This is a genomic window from Seminibacterium arietis (assembly GCF_042675725.1).
Taxonomy (GTDB): domain Bacteria; phylum Pseudomonadota; class Gammaproteobacteria; order Enterobacterales; family Pasteurellaceae; genus Seminibacterium; species Seminibacterium arietis.
In genome coordinates this window covers 145873-166940 of record NZ_JBHTJN010000012.1, presented here as the reverse complement: position 1 = coordinate 166940, position 21068 = coordinate 145873, and the positions used below count along the sequence as shown (strand labels likewise).

At 34.1% G+C, this 21068-nt stretch carries 28 protein-coding genes; 10 read left to right on the top strand and 18 right to left on the bottom strand.

Translation table 11 applies throughout. The features are described 5' to 3' along the window. Positions 1-6 precede the first annotated feature (6 nt). From ACFQ02_RS08000 to coaBC, 4 genes are read right to left on the bottom strand one after another with little or no spacing between them, the layout of a single operon-like run. Positions 7-225 (bottom strand): YheU family protein, encoded by a 219-nt coding sequence (locus ACFQ02_RS08000; protein ID WP_380821519.1) that lies wholly within the window; start codon positions 223-225, stop codon positions 7-9. 23 nt (positions 226-248) lie between these two features. Further along, positions 249-848, bottom strand: coding sequence for a nucleoid occlusion factor SlmA (gene slmA / locus ACFQ02_RS07995; RefSeq protein WP_380821514.1), 600 nt, complete (start codon positions 846-848; stop codon positions 249-251). 14 nt (positions 849-862) lie between these two features. Continuing rightward, positions 863-1318 carry a dUTP diphosphatase gene (gene dut / locus ACFQ02_RS07990; RefSeq protein ID WP_380821511.1) on the bottom strand — a complete coding sequence of 152 codons (456 nt, stop codon included), beginning with the start codon at positions 1316-1318 and terminating at the stop codon, positions 863-865. 1 nt (position 1319) lies between these two features. Further along, a complete protein-coding gene (coaBC, locus tag ACFQ02_RS07985) occupies positions 1320-2546 on the bottom strand; it encodes a bifunctional phosphopantothenoylcysteine decarboxylase/phosphopantothenate--cysteine ligase CoaBC (RefSeq protein WP_380821508.1) in 1227 nt (408 codons plus the stop codon). Positions 2547-2717: 171 nt separating this feature from the next. On the opposite strand from coaBC, the gene radC reads away from it, so the two are divergent. The 4 genes from radC to mutM all read left to right on the top strand — a co-directional run bounded on the left by radC (position 2718) and on the right by mutM (position 4907). Beyond that, entirely contained in the window at positions 2718-3389 is a 672-nt protein-coding gene (gene radC, locus ACFQ02_RS07980) for a RadC family protein (protein WP_380821505.1), read from the top strand. Between the two features lie 218 nt (positions 3390-3607). Next, the gene (gene rpmB / locus ACFQ02_RS07975; RefSeq protein WP_380821502.1) at positions 3608-3844 is read left to right on the top strand and encodes a 50S ribosomal protein L28; all 237 of its coding nucleotides are present in this window, start codon (positions 3608-3610) and stop codon (positions 3842-3844) included. An 11-nt stretch (positions 3845-3855) separates the two neighbouring features. Further along, complete coding sequence (gene rpmG / locus ACFQ02_RS07970; RefSeq protein ID WP_005542835.1) at positions 3856-4026, top strand: 50S ribosomal protein L33; 171 nt, start codon at positions 3856-3858, stop codon at positions 4024-4026. A 68-nt stretch (positions 4027-4094) separates the two neighbouring features. Continuing rightward, the gene (mutM, locus tag ACFQ02_RS07965) at positions 4095-4907 is read left to right on the top strand and encodes a bifunctional DNA-formamidopyrimidine glycosylase/DNA-(apurinic or apyrimidinic site) lyase (RefSeq protein WP_380821495.1); all 813 of its coding nucleotides are present in this window, start codon (positions 4095-4097) and stop codon (positions 4905-4907) included. Here mutM and folA read toward each other — a convergent pair whose 3' ends face one another. The 3 genes from folA to ACFQ02_RS07950 are packed head-to-tail and all read right to left on the bottom strand — an operon-like array spanning position 4908 to position 6660. Beyond that, entirely contained in the window at positions 4908-5393 is a 486-nt protein-coding gene (gene folA, locus ACFQ02_RS07960) for a type 3 dihydrofolate reductase (protein WP_380821493.1), read from the bottom strand. A gap of 15 nt (positions 5394-5408) precedes the next feature. Next, a complete protein-coding gene (locus ACFQ02_RS07955; protein WP_380821490.1) occupies positions 5409-5873 on the bottom strand; it encodes a threonine/serine exporter family protein in 465 nt (154 codons plus the stop codon). A 4-nt stretch (positions 5874-5877) separates the two neighbouring features. Then, positions 5878-6660 (bottom strand): threonine/serine exporter family protein, encoded by a 783-nt coding sequence (locus ACFQ02_RS07950; RefSeq protein ID WP_380821487.1) that lies wholly within the window; start codon positions 6658-6660, stop codon positions 5878-5880. A gap of 151 nt (positions 6661-6811) precedes the next feature. Between ACFQ02_RS07950 and proB the strand changes: the two genes are divergently transcribed. Further along, the gene (gene proB, locus ACFQ02_RS07945) at positions 6812-7915 is read left to right on the top strand and encodes a glutamate 5-kinase (RefSeq protein ID WP_380821604.1); all 1104 of its coding nucleotides are present in this window, start codon (positions 6812-6814) and stop codon (positions 7913-7915) included. Between the two features lie 71 nt (positions 7916-7986). Here proB and ACFQ02_RS07940 read toward each other — a convergent pair whose 3' ends face one another. From ACFQ02_RS07940 to rpe, 6 genes are all read right to left on the bottom strand, one after another. Next, positions 7987-8613, bottom strand: a complete 627-nt coding sequence (locus ACFQ02_RS07940; RefSeq protein ID WP_380821484.1) for an FKBP-type peptidyl-prolyl cis-trans isomerase — start codon at positions 8611-8613, stop codon at positions 7987-7989. Between the two features lie 29 nt (positions 8614-8642). Next, a complete protein-coding gene (gene asd / locus ACFQ02_RS07935; RefSeq protein WP_380821481.1) occupies positions 8643-9524 on the bottom strand; it encodes an archaetidylserine decarboxylase in 882 nt (293 codons plus the stop codon). 156 nt (positions 9525-9680) lie between these two features. Then, positions 9681-10325 carry a hypothetical protein gene (locus ACFQ02_RS07930; protein ID WP_380821478.1) on the bottom strand — a complete coding sequence of 215 codons (645 nt, stop codon included), beginning with the start codon at positions 10323-10325 and terminating at the stop codon, positions 9681-9683. A 55-nt stretch (positions 10326-10380) separates the two neighbouring features. Next, complete coding sequence (gene trpS / locus ACFQ02_RS07925) at positions 10381-11379, bottom strand: tryptophan--tRNA ligase (RefSeq protein WP_380821476.1); 999 nt, start codon at positions 11377-11379, stop codon at positions 10381-10383. 23 nt (positions 11380-11402) lie between these two features. Further along, positions 11403-12077, bottom strand: coding sequence for a phosphoglycolate phosphatase (locus ACFQ02_RS07920; RefSeq protein ID WP_380821473.1), 675 nt, complete (start codon positions 12075-12077; stop codon positions 11403-11405). Then, positions 12077-12751 carry a ribulose-phosphate 3-epimerase gene (rpe, locus tag ACFQ02_RS07915; protein ID WP_380821470.1) on the bottom strand — a complete coding sequence of 225 codons (675 nt, stop codon included), beginning with the start codon at positions 12749-12751 and terminating at the stop codon, positions 12077-12079. The genes ACFQ02_RS07920 and rpe overlap by 1 nt, the downstream gene beginning before the upstream one ends. 121 nt (positions 12752-12872) lie before the next feature. On the opposite strand from rpe, the gene ACFQ02_RS07910 reads away from it, so the two are divergent. Then, on the top strand, positions 12873-13493 hold the full coding sequence (locus ACFQ02_RS07910) for a LysE/ArgO family amino acid transporter (protein ID WP_380821467.1): 621 nt from the start codon (positions 12873-12875) through the stop codon (positions 13491-13493). A 72-nt stretch (positions 13494-13565) separates the two neighbouring features. Here ACFQ02_RS07910 and ACFQ02_RS07905 read toward each other — a convergent pair whose 3' ends face one another. The 3 genes from ACFQ02_RS07905 to ACFQ02_RS07895 all read right to left on the bottom strand — a co-directional run bounded on the left by ACFQ02_RS07905 (position 13566) and on the right by ACFQ02_RS07895 (position 16901). Further along, positions 13566-15872, bottom strand: coding sequence for a TonB-dependent hemoglobin/transferrin/lactoferrin family receptor (locus tag ACFQ02_RS07905; RefSeq protein WP_380821463.1), 2307 nt, complete (start codon positions 15870-15872; stop codon positions 13566-13568). A gap of 181 nt (positions 15873-16053) precedes the next feature. Beyond that, positions 16054-16443: a RidA family protein gene (locus ACFQ02_RS07900; protein ID WP_380821458.1), complete on the bottom strand. Its 390-nt coding sequence runs from the start codon at positions 16441-16443 to the stop codon at positions 16054-16056. Positions 16444-16511: 68 nt separating this feature from the next. Then, entirely contained in the window at positions 16512-16901 is a 390-nt protein-coding gene (locus tag ACFQ02_RS07895) for a helix-turn-helix domain-containing protein (RefSeq protein WP_380821455.1), read from the bottom strand. Between the two features lie 149 nt (positions 16902-17050). Here ACFQ02_RS07895 and ACFQ02_RS07890 point away from each other — a divergent pair, with 149 nt between their 5' ends. Together ACFQ02_RS07890 and ACFQ02_RS07885 are read left to right on the top strand one after the other, a co-directional pair. Continuing rightward, positions 17051-17542, top strand: a complete 492-nt coding sequence (locus ACFQ02_RS07890) for a hypothetical protein (RefSeq protein WP_380821451.1) — start codon at positions 17051-17053, stop codon at positions 17540-17542. A gap of 64 nt (positions 17543-17606) precedes the next feature. Beyond that, the gene (locus ACFQ02_RS07885) at positions 17607-18053 is read left to right on the top strand and encodes a DUF2846 domain-containing protein (protein ID WP_380821449.1); all 447 of its coding nucleotides are present in this window, start codon (positions 17607-17609) and stop codon (positions 18051-18053) included. 145 nt (positions 18054-18198) lie between these two features. Here ACFQ02_RS07885 and ACFQ02_RS07880 read toward each other — a convergent pair whose 3' ends face one another. Together ACFQ02_RS07880 and ACFQ02_RS07875 are read right to left on the bottom strand one after the other, a co-directional pair. Continuing rightward, complete coding sequence (locus tag ACFQ02_RS07880) at positions 18199-18777, bottom strand: aminotransferase class IV family protein (RefSeq protein WP_380821603.1); 579 nt, start codon at positions 18775-18777, stop codon at positions 18199-18201. Beyond that, a complete protein-coding gene (locus tag ACFQ02_RS07875; protein ID WP_380821446.1) occupies positions 18777-19763 on the bottom strand; it encodes an aminodeoxychorismate synthase component I in 987 nt (328 codons plus the stop codon). Before ACFQ02_RS07875 ends, ACFQ02_RS07880 begins: the two co-directional genes overlap by 1 nt. A gap of 71 nt (positions 19764-19834) precedes the next feature. Here ACFQ02_RS07875 and ACFQ02_RS07870 point away from each other — a divergent pair, with 71 nt between their 5' ends. Continuing rightward, the gene (locus ACFQ02_RS07870) at positions 19835-20410 is read left to right on the top strand and encodes an anthranilate synthase component II (RefSeq protein ID WP_380821601.1); all 576 of its coding nucleotides are present in this window, start codon (positions 19835-19837) and stop codon (positions 20408-20410) included. Between the two features lie 115 nt (positions 20411-20525). After that, positions 20526-21005: a Dps family protein gene (locus tag ACFQ02_RS07865; protein WP_380821444.1), complete on the top strand. Its 480-nt coding sequence runs from the start codon at positions 20526-20528 to the stop codon at positions 21003-21005. Positions 21006-21068: the final 63 nt, after the last annotated feature.

The following is a 21068-nucleotide window of genomic DNA, read 5'->3' as shown; positions in this document are numbered from 1 at the left end:
TAATTTTCACTTCATAAACTCCATGCTATCTCTAATATCTATAGATTCATGTAATTCAGACCAAACAATTACTGCACTTCCTTGATAAATTTTAGCTAACAAATTCTTTTTCTTGGATTCTAAAGAAAGTTCTTCAAAACCATAATCAGTACCTTCACGTAAAATAACGGCTTCAACTATGTTAGCTAAGGTTTCTTTTTCTAAATCCTGCCATGGAATAATCATCTAATGTTACCTAAATTTTTTTATTATGCAAATAATAGCTCAATGAGTTTCCATTGTTGTTCGAATCCTTGACCTGGTATATAACGGAAATTAGAACGAACATAACGCACAAGCTGTCCTTCACAAAAATTAACGAGATAAGAAGCAATAATTCGTTCATCCACTTGAAAAGTTTTACCTTCTCGCAATTTTCGCATTTGTAAAATATTTACAAAATGTAATTCTAAACGTTCAAAAAACTGTGCTACACGAATCTGTAATTGACGATCTTCAAACATTAAAGCGTGTCCCGTTATAACTCGAGTCAAACCAGGATTTTTACGTGCAAAATCCAAAATCATTTGTATAATGTCTCGCACTCTATTCATGGTATGTGTTTCATTTTTCAATGAAACCGAAATTCGACTAAATAAGCTACTTTCTATATGATCGATTAGTGCTTCAAATATTTTCGTTTTATTTGGGAAATATCGATAGAGTGCAGCTTCCGAGACACCTATTTGTGTCGCTAAACGAGCAGTAGTGATGCGTTCCATGCCTCTTTCTGAGTGTAACATGTGAGTTAATACGGTAAGCACTTGCTGGCGACGTTCCTTAACACTACGTTTGACGTTTTTTTCCATTATCTCACCTGAATTTATTGCTTACCTGAGTGACCAAAACCACCTTCGCCGCGTTCAGTTTGTTCAAATTCAGAGACGATATTAAATTCAGCCTGTACAATGGGAACAAATACTAATTGAGCAATGCGATCCCCGACTTGAATCTTAAATGGCTCATTACTTCTATTCCATAAAGATACCATCAAAGGTCCTTGATAATCTGAGTCAATTAACCCTACTAAATTTCCTAATACGATTCCATGCTTATGACCCAAACCTGAACGAGGAAGAATAACCGCTGCCAGATTAGGATCTGCAATATGAACAGATAACCCTGTTGGAATTAATACTGTTTCCTGAGGTTTTAGCTCAATTTCCTGATCAATCAACGCCCGCAGATCTAAACCAGCAGATCCTGGCGTTGCATAAGCAGGCAAAGGAAACTCTTTACCAATTCGAGTATCAAGAATTTTCACATTAATTTTTTTCATTTTATCCCTTTGATAAACAATAATTTTTATTATAAATTTCAATAAGTTGAAAAACTAACTGCGTTGCTAGATATTTTTTATCTGATCGTGGTAAAGTTAAACTGCCACCTTGCCAAAATAACTGCAACTCATTTTGTTCAGAATTAAAAACTAGACCATTTGATACATCATTAGCACAAATTAAATCTAAATTCTTCCGCTTTAATTTATCTTGTGCATACTGAGCAACTTGTTCTGTTTCTGCTGCAAATCCAACAACAAAAGGACGATACTTCTGCTCAAGAGCTGCAATATTCGCAACAATGTCAGGATTTTTTACCAATCTTAGCGTTAGTTCATCATTTTTCTCTGTTTTTTTGATTTTATTCAATGCAATTTTTTCTGCACGATAATCAGCTACAGCAGCACATCCTACAAATATTTGGCTTTCTTTAGCATAATTTAATGCTACTTTTTCCATTTCAATAGCAGAAACTACATCAATACGATTAACATTTAATGGTGTTGGCAAATGTACTGGACCAGCAACTAAATTAACCGTTGCACCGAGTCTAGCAAAGGCTTCAGCAATCGCAAAACCCATTTTACCTGAACTATGATTACTAATATATCGAACAGGATCAAGAGCCTCACGAGTGGGACCTGCTGTAATTGTAACAGTTAAATGAGCAAGCGACTGTTCTTGGAACTGTTCACAAAGTGCGGTAAAAATTTGATGAGGTTCTGCCATTCGCCCAAAGCCTACATCACCGCAAGCTTGTTCGCCTGCATTTGGTCCTATAATTTGTACTCCACGTTGCTTAAGTGTAACCAAATTTTGTTGTGTTACAGTTTGCTGATACATTTGTTGATTCATTGCTGGAGCAAGCAAAATAGGAGCTGGAGTTGCCAAACACAAAGTTGACAATAAATCATTTGCCATTCCAACTGTTAAACGAGCAATAAAATCTGCTGTTGCAGGTGCTATCACTACAAAATCAGCCCATTTTGCTAGCTCAATATGCCCCATTGCAGCTTCAGCTTGTGGATCTAATAAAGAATGATAAACTGGATTGCTAGATATAGCCTGTAAAGTCAAAGGAGTAACAAATTCTATCGCACTTGGTGTTAAAGCGACTCTCACTTCTGCTCGAGCTTTACGTAACAAACGGATCAGCTCAATAGATTTGTATGCAGCAATTCCCGCTGAAATCCCCACAACAATGCGTTTTCCTTCAAGTTCACACATATTTTCATTCCTATTAATTGGAAAACCGAAAAGTGCGGTCATTTTACTGTAAATTTTGCAAAGAAAGAATGTTATTTTTGTGATCTTCGTTCTAAAAATATCATTACTTAATTGATAGATTCACAATTTTATGAAAAAGATAGAAAAATTTATGAAAAAGAGAACACTTTTATGGAAAAAGAAAAAATAAAAATATTAATGCCTCGTGAAAAATTACTAACATTTGGTGCTAGCACATTAGCAGATCATGAATTGCTAGCAATATTTTTACGCACAGGAATCAAAGACTGTCCAGTCATGCAACTATCACAAATAGTATTAAATCAATTTGGCTCACTTCGAAATTTAATTACTGCTGAGCAAAAACAGTTTTGTTCAATCAAAGGCTTAGGTATTACACAATTTATTCAATTACAAGCTTGTACGGAAATGACTAGACGTTATTTATTACAGGAATTGGAAGAAGGCTATAAATTTACTAATCCAGATTTAGTCAGAATGTTTCTACAAACGGAATTGGAAAACAAAGAAAGAGAAATTTTTATGGTCTTATTTTTAGATAATCAACATCGTCTGATCAAAAAAGAAGAGATGCTCCTCAGCACAATTAACAGTGCGGCAGTATATCCAAGAGAAATTATCAAAGCTGCACTTTATTGTAATGCCGCAGCTATAATTTTAGCTCATAATCATCCTTCTGGAATATCAGAACCAAGCATGGCAGATAAAATGATCACACAAAAAATTAAGCAAGCTGCTGAACTAGTTGAAATTCGTACATTAGATCATTTTATCATCGGCAAAGGTCAATATTTTTCTTTCTCAGAAATGGGATTAATCTAGAATTTTCTTTCTTATTTTAAAGATTTTTTTCATTTATTCGAGTATATTAAGAGAAATAGTGCAATTTAACTTGAGAATAATTTATAAACTGAGTATAATTTGCCTCCTTTAATATAGTAACGGGTCGGATTTGGCGACCTGACGAGGTAGCTGCAAAATTTTATTTGCAATGCTCCGAACCCCAAGCTCGAGCTTATATTTATTTATTGGAGATTATTATGTCTAGAGTCTGTCAAGTAACAGGCAAGCGTCCAGCAGTTGGCAACAATCGCTCACACGCAATGAATGCGACTCGCCGTCGTTTTCTACCTAACTTACACACTCACCGCTTTTGGGTTGAGAGTGAAAACCGTTTCGTAACTTTGCGTTTAACAGCCAAAGGTATGCGTATTATTGATAAAAAAGGTATCGATGCAGTATTAGCTGATATTCGTGCCCGTGGCGAGAAAATCTAAGGAGCTAAAAAATGGCAGCTAAAGGTGCTCGTGAAAAAATCCGTTTAGTTTCAACTGCGGAAACTGGTCATTTTTATACCACAACTAAAAATAAACGTAATATGCCAGAAAAAATGGAAATCAAGAAATTTGATCCAGTTGTGCGTAAACACGTTATTTATAAAGAAGCTAAAATCAAATAACTTAGCTTTAATAAATCAGAAAACCCGACTTGTTCGGGTTTTTTCATATAGTAAAGATAAAGAAAAATATGCCTGAATTACCTGAAGTTGAAACAACATTAAATGGGATCCGCCCTCATTTACAAAATGCTATGATCGAAAATGTCATCGTTCGTAATAATAAACTACGGTGGGATGTTAGCTCTGAATTATCTATGCTCAAAAATTGTAATATTTTAGATTTGCAACGCCGAGCTAAATATATAATCATTAAAACAGAACAAGGCTTCATAATCGGTCATTTAGGTATGTCAGGAACACTACGAGTCGTACCATATAATAGCCCTATCGCCAAACATGATCATATTGATATTGTGCTAAATAATGGCAAATTATTACGATATAACGATCCTAGACGTTTCGGAGCTTGGTTATGGACTGATAATATAAAAAATTTTCATCTCTTCTTAAAACTGGGCATAGAACCACTCTCTGAACAATTTAATACTGATTATTTGTGGAAAAAATCTCGTAAAAGACTTACTGCAGTCAAAACTTTTCTAATGGATAACACTATTGTGGTAGGTGTTGGCAATATCTATGCTAGCGAAACTTTATTTCTATCAGGAATTCATCCTCAAAAAATAGCAGGAACGCTAAGTAAAAAACAATGTGAAATATTAGTTCAAACAATAAAACAAGTACTAGAAAAAGCTATTAAACAAGGTGGCACCACGTTAAAAGATTTTCTCCAACCTGATGGGCGACCTGGTTATTTTACTCAACAATTATTAGTTTATGGCAATAAAAACCAACCTTGTACAAAGTGCGGTACAAAAATTGAAAGTTTAATTATCAATCAACGAAATAGCTTTTTCTGTCCAAAATGCCAAAAAAAATAACTATTGCTTTTTACGCACTAGAATTAAGAATCGGCAATCGTAGGGATTATCTTTATCTTTAGTGCGGTAAATTTCTTGTTCTATTTCCCAGTCCTGATAATTAATTGCTGGAAAATAGGTATCGCCATCAATATGAGCCTGAATCTCAGTAAGATAGATTTTATCAGCAAGATGGAAATATTGTTTAAATAATTCCCCTCCACCGATTAGCATGATCTCTTTATGATCTTTTAAAAAACTTACCGCACTTTCAAGACTGCTCTGCCAAATTATTCCTTTTTTTTCATAAGGGGTACGGGAAAGTACTATGTTAATACGTTTTGGTAGAGGACGACCAATACTTTCAAAAGTCCTCCTTCCCATAATTACAGGCTTGCTTAAAGTATTTTGACGAAACCAAGCTAAATCCGCAGGTAAATGCCATGGCATTTTATTGTTTCTACCAATCACTTGATTCTTGGTCATCGCTACAATTAGGCTTAACATTTTCTTTCCTCAGAACTACACAACTGGTCTTTGTCGATAAAATAACAAACCTGGCAATGCTAGACCAAACACAAGAGCGGATAAAATAAATCCCGTTTTGATGAAATAATCGATCATCTGAGAAAAAAGTTGCTCAGACGGTCCATAGTGATTAATTTGCACTATTGCAATCATCGCTTTATAAGCATAAACGCCAGGTATCATAGGTATCACTGCGGCGACAGTAAACACTTTTGGATGAGCTAAATAACGATGTGATAAATGTACACCAATAAAGCCTATTAATCCTGCCCCAATAAAAGTAGCAAAAATTAAAGGCATATCAAAATAAACAAGAAGTGTCCGTAATCCATGCCCCAACATTCCTAAAATAGCACAGTATTTCAATACCCTTTTTGGTACGTTAAAAACAAGGGCGAATCCTACTGCTGGTATAGCAGAAAAAAACATATCATCTAGTAACATTAAAAGCAGTTGCATAGAATTAGCTCCCCCAACTGGTAATATCTAGTAAACTTAGTGCAGCTACAATACCCAAGCATGCTCCAAAAGTTAATATAGTAGCTATAGTCCACCGACCAAGCCCCATATTAACATGACCTTTTAAAATATCTGCAAGAGCATTAATTAATGGAAAACCTGGTACTAATAACAATACACTGGAAGCAAGTGCTATGTGAGGATCATTACCTAAATTATATTTCAGCCCAAGCCCCGCAATTATTGATGCGATAAATGCGGTGATTGAAAAAACAATAATGGGATTATAATGCCGTTTTGACAATTCTTGCCGCACAAACATCGCAATGCTAGAAGCAAAGAAAGTAATCAATGAAATCATAGCATCACCACCAGACAAATGGGCAAAACTAGCACAAGATAAACCTATCATGAATACAACAAAATATCGATTATATTTGAGAGGGGTAATACGATTTAAACGATTTCGCACTTGAGACACATCATATACTTTTCGTTCAGCTGTAATGACAATCCGTTGAACTTCAGTTACGACCTGCATGTTAATGCCTCTATCCAGATTTTTACGAGCGGTAGTGATACAATGCCCATTAAACAGAGTTGTTAAAATTACTGCATTTGGCGTTAACGCACATTCTACGCTATCCATTCCTAATGCTATGCCAAGTCGATGAGCCATCTGTACTATAACCGCACTCTCAGCACCATATTGCAGCAACATCAATGCAACTTGTACACAAAGTCTCGTAACTTCCCTCTGTCTGTCATTATCTTTTTCAACTTGCATTTTTCATTTACCATTAAAAGATCAAAATAAAATATTGAGTATTATGCAAATAAATTTTATTTTATTCCATAAATCTACAGTCATTTTTAATGATTTTTTTAAGTATAAGTGCTAATTTATAAAAAATAAAAACGGAATGAAAATAATGAACATGATAAAAAATAAGACTATAGTCGTCAAATTCGGTACCAGCACCTTGACTCAAGGTTCAAAAAAACTAAACCTACCCCACATGATGGAAATTGTACGACAAATCACTCATCTACACCAAGCGGGATTTAATATTATCATTGTTACTTCTGGTGCAATGGCTGCGGGGCGTGACTATCTAAATCACCCTAAATTGCCACCAACAATCGCTTCAAAACAACTCTTAGCAGCAGTAGGGCAAAGTCAGCTTATTCAAACTTGGGAGCGATTATTTGCTATTTATGATATTCACATTGGACAAATTTTGCTAAGCCGTGCAGATATTGAAGATCGTGAGCGATTTTTAAATGCAAGAGACACATTACATGCTTTATTAGATAATAGAATTATTCCCGTAATAAATGAAAATGATGCCGTAGCAACCGCAGAAATTAAAGTCGGAGATAACGATAATTTATCAGCACTAGTAGCCATTTTGGTCCAAGCTGAACAATTATATTTATTAACTGATCAACAAGGTCTCTTTGACAGCGATCCTCGTTCAAATCCAGAGGCAAAATTAATTCCTGTAGTAAAAAAAATAACTAACCATATCCGCTCTATTGCTGGCGGCAGTGGCTCTGCACTTGGCACGGGAGGGATGTCTACTAAAATTACAGCAGCTGATATAGCAACTCGTTCTGGTGTTGAAACTATTATCGCTTATGGTAATCACAAAAATGTAATTATAGATTTAGCTTATGGTAAAGCAATCGGTACAAAATTTGATGTTCAAAATGATCGTCTGGAAAGTCGTAAACAATGGTTGTTTGCCGCACCAATTACAGGCGAACTCATTATTGATCAAGGAGCTGAAAATGCCGTGTTAATTCAGCATAAATCTTTATTGCCAGCTGGAATTATACAGGTTACAGGATGCTTTTCTCGTGGTGAAGTAGTAAACATTAAAACTTTACAAAACAAGTCTATTGCTAAAGCAATGGTTCGTTATAATAGCGATGCTCTTAACTTAATAAAAGGGAAAAAATCACAAGATATTGAACACACTCTTGGGTATGAATATGGTCCAGTCGCAGTACATCGAGATGATATGGTAATATTATAAAATCAAAAAACTCACCGCACTTAATCGTAAAATCAACAAAGTGCGGTGCAGTTTAGTTGAGTTTTAAATAATTATAGAATATCTAACAATTCTACTTCAAAAATTAACGTGCTAAATGGCGGAATTGATGCTCCAGCACCACGCTCACCGTAAGCTAAATGGTGAGGAATTGTAAGTTTCCATTTTGAACCAACGGGCATCATAGAAAGTGCTTCTATCCAACCTGCAATAACCCCAGTAACTGGAAATTCTGCTGGCTGACCTCGTTTTACTGAGCTATCAAATACTGTGCCATCAATCAAAGTACCTGTATAATGTACCCTTACTTTATCCTGACGGCTTGGTACTGCTCCGTCACCTTCCACTAGCACTTCATATTGCAGGCCAGAATCCGTCGTCTTAACTCCTGATTTCCCTTGATTTTCTGCTAAATATGCTTTCCCCGCTTCCTCAATTTGTTTAAATTGAGCTTGTGCTTTTTCTGCTGCTTCACGCTGTAATTTTTGCAACGCTTGCATAACTTCATTTAAATCTAAAGCTTGTGATTGCTGATTTAACGAATCGTAAATCCCTTTAGCTATAGCTTCAACATTCACATTCATTTGACTTTCTAATAATTGTTGACCAATTTGTAAGCCAATACCGTAGCTACCTTTAGCAGATATGTCATCTAATTTAATTTGTTCAAAAATTGACATTATTTTTCCTTTGTCATTGTAGTTAAAAATCATTTTTTTAGAGCTAAAACATCACCCATTTTAACAGCCACATTCGCCTCTAATGGTAATGCAAACTCCACTTGATTTGGTTGAAATAAATTTATCACAGTTGATCCTAGTTGAAATGCTCCCATTTCTTGCCCTTTCTGTAACTTAATCGCGTTTTCGTCGTCATAAGTCCAAGTCTTTACTTCGTTATAGCGAGGTGGATTAATCACGCCAGCCCATGCAGTACTAATACTTGCAGTAATAGTTGCACCAACTAAAATTTGCACTATTTTGCCAAAGTCAGTATCAAATACACAAATTACTCGTTCGTTACGAGCAAATAAATTTGGAACATGCTCTGCTAAAAAAGGATTAACTGAAAATAAACTGCCAGGGACATAAATCATTTTACGCAATATTCCATCGCAAGGCATATGAACTCGATGATAATCACGAGGAGATAAATAAGTGATAACAAAATCACCATTCTTAAAGTGATCAACTAATTCTTTATCTTCCGCCAGTAAATCTGCTAACTCAAAGTAGTGTCCTTTAGCTTGCAGTAGTAACTGATCATCAATTTTTCCAATCTGACTAATTTTTCCATCTGCTGGCAAACAAAGTGCGGTAGGATTTTGATCAATATTTCTAGATCCTTCTGCTAAAGAACGAATAAAAAATTCATTAAAACTAGCATAATCACTAAATTCCTTTTTTTCAGCTTCTGCCATATTAATGTTATATTTTTTAGCGAACAACTTAATGATGAAGTGCGTCACTATTCCCCATTTCTGCTTAGCCAACCAACCAGCAAAACGAGTTAAATAAAGCTGTGGCATCACATATTGAAAAGCAATTTTCAAACGTTTCCAATAAGAAATATATTGTTGACTTGAATTCATAAAATTTCCCTGCTTGGTAAAATAGATTGCAGATTATACCAATTTATTATTGTTGTGCAACAATTCAGCGTAAAATGTAATTTACTTGCTATATAATCTAACAATACTTCAATACTTTTGGAAAGAAAAAATAAATAATTACTGATAAAATACACCTTATCTTACAAACTCACTAAATTGAAGTTGGTAATAATCGCCATCTTTATCGTAGGAAATAAAACGTGGAAATCTCTCTCCTGCGTATTTTTTAACCACAAAAGACTTTTCTCCCATATGAAATTGATAACTAATCTCCGCAAAAGTGCGGTTATTTTCAGTAATAGTTTTTTGCGTTTTTTGTAATCGCACATTTTTCATCAGATATAATTTTTTACCGTTAGTAATTTGAAAATTCTGTGGTAGTTTATCAAAATAACTAAGCTGAAAAGCGATAGAAAATAAATCAAATACAGGTAAATCACTTTTTTCTAATTTCACACCGCTCTTAACCTTACCATACTCAATTTTATTACCTCGAATTTCTGCTTTAGCATAAAGTTTTCCATTACGTAAATCTTGATAATTTTTCATTAAAAATTGATCTGATTGTTTTTCTCCTGAAGATTGAAAACGAATCTTATACAAAGGTATGTTAATTTTCGCATTTATAATGTATTGATTATCCTGCATTTTAAAATTTACATACGCAGGCATTAAATAATTCGATTTATATTTTAATTGAATATCCACATTTGCTTCTGCTTGCAAAGTAAACATCAATAAAGCAAAAAATATAGTAATAAACAAAACTGATTTCTTCATTTTTTACCCTAAAATAAAGGCGGAAATTTAATTTTCCGCCTTAAGTTTCATTCAATTATGCTACAAAACCTACGGCTTTATATACCGCACTTAATGTAGCTTTTGCACGCTGACGAGCCTTTTCTGCCCCCTCTGCGGCAATACTTAATAGCAACGTTTCATCATTACGAAATTGATGATAACGCTCTTGAATTTGAGTCAATAAAGCAGAAACTTCTTCTGCTACAGCAGTTTTTAAATGACCATACATTTTACCTGAAAACTCGTCCTCAAGTTGAGCTATAGGTTTTCCTGTTACTGCAGATAAAATATCCAATAAATTGGATACACCTGCTTTATTTTTTACATCATAACGAATCAGTGGCGGCTCATCAGAATCAGTAACTGCTCTTTTAATTTTTTTGGCAACTAATTTAGGATCTTCAAGCAAACCTACAACGTTGTTACGGTTTTCATCGGATTTAGACATTTTCTTTTCAGGCTCAAGTAAAGACATAACTCTTGCCCCAGTTTTTGGAATAAAAACTTCTGGAATCGCAAAAAGATCACCATACAACGAATTAAAACGTCCAGCTATATCTCGAGTAATTTCTAAATGCTGTTTTTGATCTTCCCCTACAGGCACTTGATTAGTTTGATAAAGTAAAATATCAGCTGCCATCAATACAGGATAAGTAAACAAACCTACATTAATATTTTCAGCATGGCGTGCCGATTTATCTTTAAATTGAGTCATTCTGCCCATTTCACCGAAATAAGTATAGCAGTTTAGGATCCATGCTAACTGTGCATGTTCAGGCACATGTGATTGGATAAAAAGAGTGCTTTTTTGAGGATCTAAGCCACAAGCTAAATAGATTGCTAAAGTATCAAGAGTAGCTTTATGCAAAGATATAGGGTCTTGACGAACGGTAATCGCATGCTGATCCACTATACAATAGAGACATTCGTAATCATCTTGCATTTTTGCCATATGCCTCAACGCCCCCAAATAGTTACCAATAGTCAATTCACCTGAGGGCTGAATACCGCTAAATACAATAGGTTTCGTCATTTTTATCTTTTTTCCTTGTAAATTTAAATAATTTCTAAAATTTCACTAAAATCATCTAACACCCAATCAGGATGAGATTCACTAATTGGAATGTTGTAATTATAACCATAAGTTAATCCGACAACTGAACAGCCAGCTGAATGGGCGGCTAAAATATCATTACGAGAATCGCCTACAAACAAAATTTGTTTTGGATACAAACCAAATTTACCACATAAATAATAGAGGGGTGCTGGATGCGGTTTAATTGCAGGCAAAGATTGCCCACCAAGCATTTCACTAAACAAGTGGTCAATACCAAAAGCATTTAATACAGGCTGTACATGTTTTGTAGGTTTATTAGTGATCACTGCTAAAATAAAGCCACGTGCTTTTAACGTCTCTAGCGTTTCTTTCACATTAGGATATAATCGACTGATATTACATAAATTTTTTCCATAATATATCCCAAACTGTCGTTTAAAATCAGCAAATTGCTGTTGATTTAAAACAATTCCACTTTGTTGCTGCGACCAAGCTATAGCTTTATTACTCAACACATCTGCACCGTTACCAATCCAAGTTAAAACGAGAGATTCTGGAGCTTGAGGTAAATTAAAATCTGCAAGTGCAGTATTTACGGATAAAGACAAATCAGGCAGGCTATTCACTAATGTGCCGTCTAAATCAAATCCAATAAGTTTAAATTGCGATGTCATTACTTTGTCACCTTCTCTAATTCTAACCGCATTTGATCGATTACTTTTTGATAATCAGGTTGCCCAAAAATTGCCGAACCTGCTACAAACATATCCGCTCCAGCCTGTGCAATTTGAGCAATGTTTTCTATTTTTACTCCCCCATCAACTTCTAGCCGAATATCAAATCCACTTTCATCAATGCGACGGCGTGCCTGTTTTAGTTTTTCTAACGTTGACGGAATAAAAGATTGTCCACCAAAGCCAGGATTTACTGACATCAATAAAATAACATCTACTTTATCCATCACATAGTCTAAATAATTTAGCGAAGTAGCTGGATTAAAAACCAAACCCGATTTACAACCACAGTCACGAATAAGTTGCAAAGAGCGGTCAATATGTTCAGTAGTTTCAGGATGAAAAGTGATGTAATTTGCCCCAGCTTTAGCAAAATCAGGAATAATGCGATCTACTGGTTTAACCATCAAATGTACATCAATGGGAGCGGAAATTCCGTAATCACGCAAAGCTTGACAAACAGCTGGTCCAAAAGTTAAGTTCGGCACATAATGATTATCCATTACATCAAAATGGATTACATCTGCACCGCACTTCAACACATTCTCCACATCTTCTCCCAAACGTGCAAGATCGGCAGACAATATTGAAGGAGCTATCAAATAAGGCTTCATAAAATCCCCCTAAGTATTCACAAACTTAGGCTAGTTTACTACTTAATTACGTAAACTTTAAGGAATTATTTTATAAAATTGTTATAATCAAAGGCTCATCAACCCAACTTCTCTAATTATTATGCAATATTTTCTACAGGGATTTTTAATCTGTGCAGGGCTAATCACTACAATTGGTGCCCAAAATGCCTTTTTAATCAAACAAGGCTTACTCAAACAGCATATTTTGAGCTTAATTTTGCTATTTTTTATATGTGATGTAGTTTTATTTTATGTAACTATTTTTGGACTAGGAACATTCATTAATCAAGACTCTATTGCTAGCGTCGCACTTGCTTTTATTGGCAGTTTATTTTTATTAGTTTACGGCACAAAATCGTTGATTTCCGCTTATCAAGGTAGCACAGCATTATTAGTAAAAAAAACGGAGCAATCACAATCTTTCAAAAAAATTATATTAATTGGTTTAGCTGTAACTTTACTCAACCCTCATGTCTATTTAGATGTAGTTGTGATTATTGGTGGGATTGCAGGTACATTACCAAAAGAAGGTAAACTGCTATTTTTAATTGGAAATTCTACTGCTTCCGCATTATGGTTTTTTGGTGTAGGCTACGGTTCAAGACTGCTCGCTCCCTTATTTAAACGTCCTATCACTTGGCAAATTCTCGATACTTTAACAGCAATAATAATGTGGATAATTGCATTTAGCTTAGCTAAATACGCTGTTAATCTATTGTGATTATTTCTATACAGACTAAAAAATAAAAGGGCTTTCACGAAAGCCCTTTATGTTAAACTTAGAAATGAGATACTAAAAACGTGTTTCTATCGAAATGGCAAAATTGCGTTTCGGTGCAGTAAAGCGATTAATTCCTGGACTATTACGCCCAACAGTGCGAGAAGTATACCCCCGCGTGTACAAATTATATGCACTATCCCATGTTATGTAATCTCGATTAAACAAGTTAAACACGCCCATATTTAATGTTACATCTTTACTGAGTTTTATTTGTCCAGTTAAATCAACAACGAAATAAGATGGACTTAAGTGTGGCCATTGACGTTTTTCTGCTTTTTTCCCTTCATATCCATATTCGGTTTCTTCAGCATCCTTAGCTTTTTTCGATGCACTATAACGCCCTATCAAACTCACACTCCATTTCTCAGCTTCATAGTCAATGCCTGTAACAACTGTCCATGGTTGAATAGATTTTAGCGGATCACCGTCATGATTTTTTCCCTTGCTATAACTGCCTTTCAAATGAAATGTTAAGCCATCAGATAATCCTATTGATGAACCATTAAGTGAACCGCTAAATTCTATCCCTCTAATGGTTGCTCTCGGTTCATTCACAAACATCGTGTAAGAATTTTGAATACAGTAACCTCTTGTTCTAGCCCATTCACGTGGAATCTGTGTACATTTCATTTCACGTTCTTGAATAAAGTTATGGTAGCGTGTACGAAATACCCCTAAGCTAAATTGAGAGTATTGATTTTGAAAACGGTAACTTAATTCATGATTAAGTGCGGTTTCTGTTTTCAGATCTGGATTAGGAAGAAATTGTGCTCCACTACCTCCACGCTCTTCAAAATAGAGATCTTCAACACGTGGTACTCTAAAGCCTGTACTTAAACGATAGCTGATCTGATGCAATGGGTGCAATTGATACTCTAAACCAAGTTGCCAAGAAAGATGAGATAATGTTTTTTCGACAGGATCAAATTGTGTTCTATTAATATTATTTTGAGGATGTAACGGCTCATAGTTGTAGTGATCCCAACGCCCCCCTCCGATTAATTTCAAAGATTTTCCAATTTCAATATCATCAATAAGAGACAAAGAAAATACTCGAGATTTGACAGGCACAATTTCAGTGTAATTATCTCGACCTTCTTTTTTAAACTTATCTTTTTGCCAATTGCGGAAAGTGAGGTGTCTATTCTTGTTTTCTAAAAACTTATCACGGAATTCAACTTTTGCAGACAAATGATGAATTCCTGCAAAATTTAAAGGTCGAGCGGAAAACTCTCCTTGAGCTATAGATTGTTTCTGTAAGTACATCAGCGATATAACCGCATCCAGTTTATCTGGAACATTTTTGCTGAACTCTTGGAGATCAGAAAATTGCTTAATGTCTTGTTTTGCCAATAAAATTTTAGCAGTTTCTAACCAAGACGAACCGCTATATCGATACTCAAGACCATAACGGCGATATGGAGTTTGATCTTTAGCAAAACGGTAAGCATCACCAAGATCTAATGTTTTTTCTTCTGTAAACTTCTTTTCTTGTCTATCCTCAAAAAATGCCGTAACGCGATGATTATTGTTAAGATTATAGCCAACTTTACTTAACCATGATGTTGTATGATATGACATTGGATTTGGTTTGCCCCGCTTATCCCCATAAATATCATCGCCTTTACCATTATTAATGGTCTCATGCCCCCAACGTTTAGTTAATTGAGCAAAACCGAAAAAGCCATCCGTTTTAAAACCCGTCCCTAATACTTGACGCCACTCTCTATTTTTTGATGTGTAACCTGTCTTTAGATAGCTACCAAAAGTGCGGTCAATATCAACAAAGTCTTCAATCTCTTTAGTTCTAAAAGAAACCGTTCCGCCCATAGAACCGCTACCATCCATAACAGAATTCGCACCTTTTTGCACCGACACCATACCAAGATTTTCGTATTCGGTATTATTAATATTTCCGTTATGGCGTTCCGTCGAATAACGAGCAGAAGTCTTCATTGTAGATTCTGCTTGTGGAATGCCGTCTACAATCACAGCTACTCGATCTTGATCAACGCCACGAATAGCAAATCCGTTACTCCCCGATCTTCCGCCTTCAGGTACACCAATACCTACTTCATTACGAAATAAATCACGTTCATTGGATACTAAGTTTTTACGTAGCTGATCGGCTGTTTGGTTTGATTGAAAAGGTATGGAATCAATACTCTCCTTTACTGTTATTTCACCCAGTTTTGTTACTTGTTTATTATCATGTATGGCATCTTTATTTATGGCGGAATTCGCAAAAGTCAATGTAGGTAGTGTTGAAAAAGTAGAGATGAATAATGAATTAATAATAGTGTGAAATTTAAATTTCATAATAAATACGTAGTTCCTTATAGCTAAATGTTGTGTAATTGCCCCAATAATCAAAGGATTATATGAGAATGATAATTAATAATAGGTTTAGCATAATAGATTAAAAGAATAAGAAATTCAATAAAAAAAGAGCGATAAGTTTTCTAAAAATATCGCTCTTTATTGTTATTTAAATATGCTGTTATTTACGCACAGCAATAGCTTCTATTTCAATACCAACATCCTTTGGCAAACGAGCAACTTCAACGCAAGAACGGGCAGGAAATGCAGAATGATTATTTTCTGCAAAAAAACGTTCATATTCCGCATTAACTACTGAGAAATCGTTAAGTTCTTTTACAAAAACAGTTGTTTTAACAATATCAGCAACTCTCAATTCCGCTTTTTCAACAATTGCTTTAACGTTTTCTAATGACTGGCGAGTTTGTGCTTTAATATCAGAAGGAATTTCCCCCGTAGTTGGATTCACAGGGATTTGTCCTGAAGTAATTACTAAGTTGCCTAAATCTACAGCTTGGACATAAGGTCCAATTGCTGCGGGTGCATTATTCGTATGAATTATTTTTGTCATCTTATTATCCTTAATTTTCTAAATTAATTACGAAAAAGGAGAGCATAGAAACTTAAATATCACGTTTCTTATCTATCAGTTTCCAGCAAAGCAATAATTTTTTTAAGTGATTCAATTTCTTTTTCTTTTTGAGCTAATAATTCATCTTTGTGAGAAATGAATAACTTTAGTTTTTCAATTTCTATAGTAGCCACATCAGCACTGCTATAATAAGTTAACGAATTATTATCACAATTTTCATTCATATAAAAAAACAGTCCTTTATCAGAATTAACAAGATCGGACAAACTCATGTTAAAAATTTGAGCAATTTGCACTAATTTATCATAGTGTAATTTAGTTTCACCTCGCTCAATTTTAGCGTAACCACTTAATGACATATTCATTTTACTTGCCATTTCTTCTTGCGACCATTGACGAATTTCTCGCATTAAGCGAATTTTATCATGCATTCCCATTTACACCTCACAAATTGAGCAATTATAACTCAAAATGGGTGTCTAATTGCCTTATTTGATTCTAGTGAACTACTAAACTTTTTCTTAGAATTTACTTGCACTTATCGGTGCAATCGTTTCTATTTTTACACATTTAAGAGGACTTATCTATGAAAAAATTAGGAAAATTATCAACATTAGTAGCAGCTGCTATTTTATCCACTGGTTGTGCAACAATAGTCAGTGATAGCGATTATCCTGTTAGCATTCAATCTAACCCTAGTGGAGCATCTTTTGTAATAAAAAACAGAAAAGGTAACGTTATTACATCAGGAATCACACCACAAGTAGTTCTGTTAAAAGCTGGGGCTGGATATTTTAAAAAAGAAAAGTATCAAATTACTTTCACTCCTCAGGGTAAAAATGCTAAAAGCCGAAATTTTGTTTTAGAAGCAAAACTTGATGGTTGGTATATTGGAAACCTTGTTTTTGGTGGACCAATTGGGTTGCTTATTGTTGATCCTGCAACTGGTGCAATGTACAAACTACCCGAATTTTTCTATGCAGATTTAGTTGGAAATAACCAGACAGGATTACATATTATTTCAACAGAAGTTTTAACTGCTGAACAAAAATCAAAATTAGAGCCAATTAATTTATAAAATAAGTTATAGCAAAAATGACTCTCAAGGCAAGCTCACTTTTTCTATTTTTAGGTAAAGTATCATGAAAAAATTAATTTTACTTGCCTTTATTATGCTTCTAAATGCTTGTGCTACAGTACCAATGACATCTGTAGAAGAAAGTAATAAAGCAAAACAATTTCCTGATCCTGGAAAACAAAAATCAGGTCTTTATATTTATCGTAATTCTTTTATTGGATACGCTCTCAAAAAAGATCTTTATATTGATGGTAAATTTATTGGCGAATCTGCTCCTAATGTTTTCTTTTACAAGAAAATTGCTCCTGGTCAACATAAAATCTCAACTGAATCTGAATTCAGTAATAACGATATAAATCTGACGACTGAAGGTGGAAAAAACTACTTTATCCGTCAGTATATCCGATTTGGTGTATTTGTTGGTCAAGCTGGTTTAGAAGTGGTGCCTGAGACTAAAGGTAAAGCAGAAGTATCTAAGTTAAATATGGCGAAGTCCATAGTAGACAATTAATACTACAATAAATGGATCCTATTATTTTTAACAAAGGATAATATTTAATCAATAAGCAGTTATTTACTTTCAGAAAAACACGATAAAAAAATAACTGCTTGTATTTCATTACGATCATTTTCAATGATCAAATACTAGCACTAAATCACAACCCATTTAATGCATTAATAACTCGAACCTCATCAAAATAAGGCAAATCTTCAAGTAAAATGCGTCTTTCTTGTATCTTACCTTCTGCTAGCAATTTTTGTCGTTGCGTTCCTTTTAGCAATGGCGTATTGGATGTCATCCATTGATTGTTTTTTCTAAAAATTAAATTACCTATAGAACAATCCGTCACGTTACCTTGTTTAATAATAATAATTTCATCGCAACCTTGTTTTTGTTGTAATAACTGTTCAAAAATAGCACGGTGACTAAATTTAAGATGATAATCAATATCATCACAAATTACGGGTTGAAAAGTGCGGTAGTTTTTGCGTTGATAAGGAAAAAATTGAATTTGATAATGTTCTTTGTTGTAATCAATACGACAGCGAATAATGTCGCTATTAATTTCACTGTAAATTCGCTTATTTTTGTCAATAATCTCTACAAGATTAATACTTTTTTCGACATATCCCCCATAAAATTCAGCTACACTTTTTTCATAACGTTGTTGGTGTAAGGCGATGTTTTGAACTTGCTGTTTGACAATACAAATTGTTTCAAATAGAGGAAACATCATTCATCTCCGCTTTTTAAGGGAACATACACTTTTTGAATTAACTCTTGATATTCATCTAAAAGCTCACTCTGAATAGTGATGCCACCACCGCTACGAAAATAAAACTGCTGTTCTTTTTGCTCAATAAAACGAATTGCGACCGCACTTTCTACGCTATCTCCATCAAAAATACCAAAAATTCCCGTATAATAACCACGTTTTTGTTGCTCTGCTTGATAAATAATTTCCACTGTTTTTTGTTTCGGAGCTCCACTTATCGACCCTGCAGGTAACAATTTCGCTAAGATTGAACCAACTTGCAGTTGCCAATTCTCTGCAAGATCACCGCAAATTTCCGAACTTGTTTGCAAAATTGCCCCTTTTTCAGTCATAATTTTTTCAATATAACGAAAACGAGTAACTTCAATATTTTTTGCTACAATCGCTAAATCATTTCGCATTAAATCTACTATGGTGTAATGCTCTCGTTGTTCTTTTTGTGAATTTAATAAAATGCTTTCCGCATTAGGCAAATTCGCATCTATAGTCCCCTTCATTGGATAAGTAAAAATTTTATTTTTTTCAATCTTGATAAAAGCTTCTGGAGAAAAACAAACAAAATGCTTATCAAACAACAGTTTATATTTGGCAGATGTGTGATAAAAAATCTGCTCTAGACTATAATTACATTCAATGCTTGTTGGATAAGTTAAATTTAATAAATAAGAATTACCTTTTTGTAGCTCGTCTTTAACTATTTTAAAACCCTTTGCATAATCGGTTAAACTCATTGGATTTTTAGATAAATAAAAATCTGGTAACACGGCATTAAAGCCAAAATTTACATTGTCCTTTCCTTTAATATCAAAGAAAATCCCTTTTTTCGCTACTTCCTCTAAAGGGAAAATAAGAGGCTTTTGTTGTTCAAAATCAATTAAAAAGAAAAAAGAGCGGTGTGATTTTCCATAATTATTTGCTTGTGCAATGAAGTCTTCAAATGACATAAACGTAATTTATTTAGTAAAATATAACAATGAACTGTCTTTGATTTTAGCTTAAGATAATGAAAAAAACGATCAATTTATTGATTATCAACAATCAAGATTCTTTCACTTATAATTTAGTGGATTTGATTCGTCGAATTAATGTTTCGTTTCAAGTGGTCGATGTGGCAAATTTAGTACTTGATGAAATAGAAAATTTTACACATATTTTAATTTCTCCAGGTCCTGATGTGCCTACCGCTTATCCTCAGTTATTTAATATGTTAAAACGATTTTATCAATATAAGCCTATACTGGGGATTTGTCTCGGTCATCAAACTATTTGCCAATTTTTTGGAGCTGAATTATATAATTTACCTCATGTGCGACACGGTCAAGCAAAAACGTTAAAAGTGCGGTCTGTTTCTCCTCTGTTTTACAATCTTCCTAAAACGTTCCAAATTGGGCTATACCACTCTTGGGCTGTGGCAGAAATAAATTTTCCTAAAGAGTTAGAAATTACTGCACTTTGTGATGATGAAATAATTATGGCAATTCAACATAAAAATTTGCCTATCTATGGTGTGCAATTTCATCCTGAATCTTATATTTCAGAATATGGTGAACAGCTATTAACAAACTTTTTAAAAGATAATAATTATCAATAACCATTAATTGATAGGTATGATAAATAAAATACATTAATAATAACCTGTTTATTTGTATGGAAATTTGGCATATTATATACAGCGTAAAGACAAAACCTAAACTAAGGAGATTATCATGAAGAATACTATCGGTTTAAATAAAAATGCGGCAGAGAAATTAGCTACAGAATTAAATAATTTACTCGCTACTTATCAAGTATTTTATATGAATGTGCGTGGTTACCATTGGAATATCAAAGGCGTAAACTTTTTTGAATTACATGCGAAATTTGAAGAAATTTATGATGATCTTGTTGTGAAAGTAGATGAAGTTGCAGAGCGTATTTTGACTCTAGGCTACACTCCAAGTAACGCTTTCAGCGAATATTTAACTAAGTCTTTAATTAAAGAACACATTGGTGCAACTGCTGCCCAAGAATGCTTGACTGGTACATTGGCTGGATTTAAAACTCTCATTAAAAAACAACGTGAAATTCTTGAATTAGCAAACGAAGCTGACGATGAAGGTACTGCTTCACAAATGAGCGACTATATTAAAGAGCAAGAAAAACTAATCTGGATGTTCACTGCTGCTTGTGAAACTTGCAATAAATAATTTAATAAGTAAATAATTTATATAAAAGCCAACATTATGACAATGTTGGCTTTTTTCGTTTTT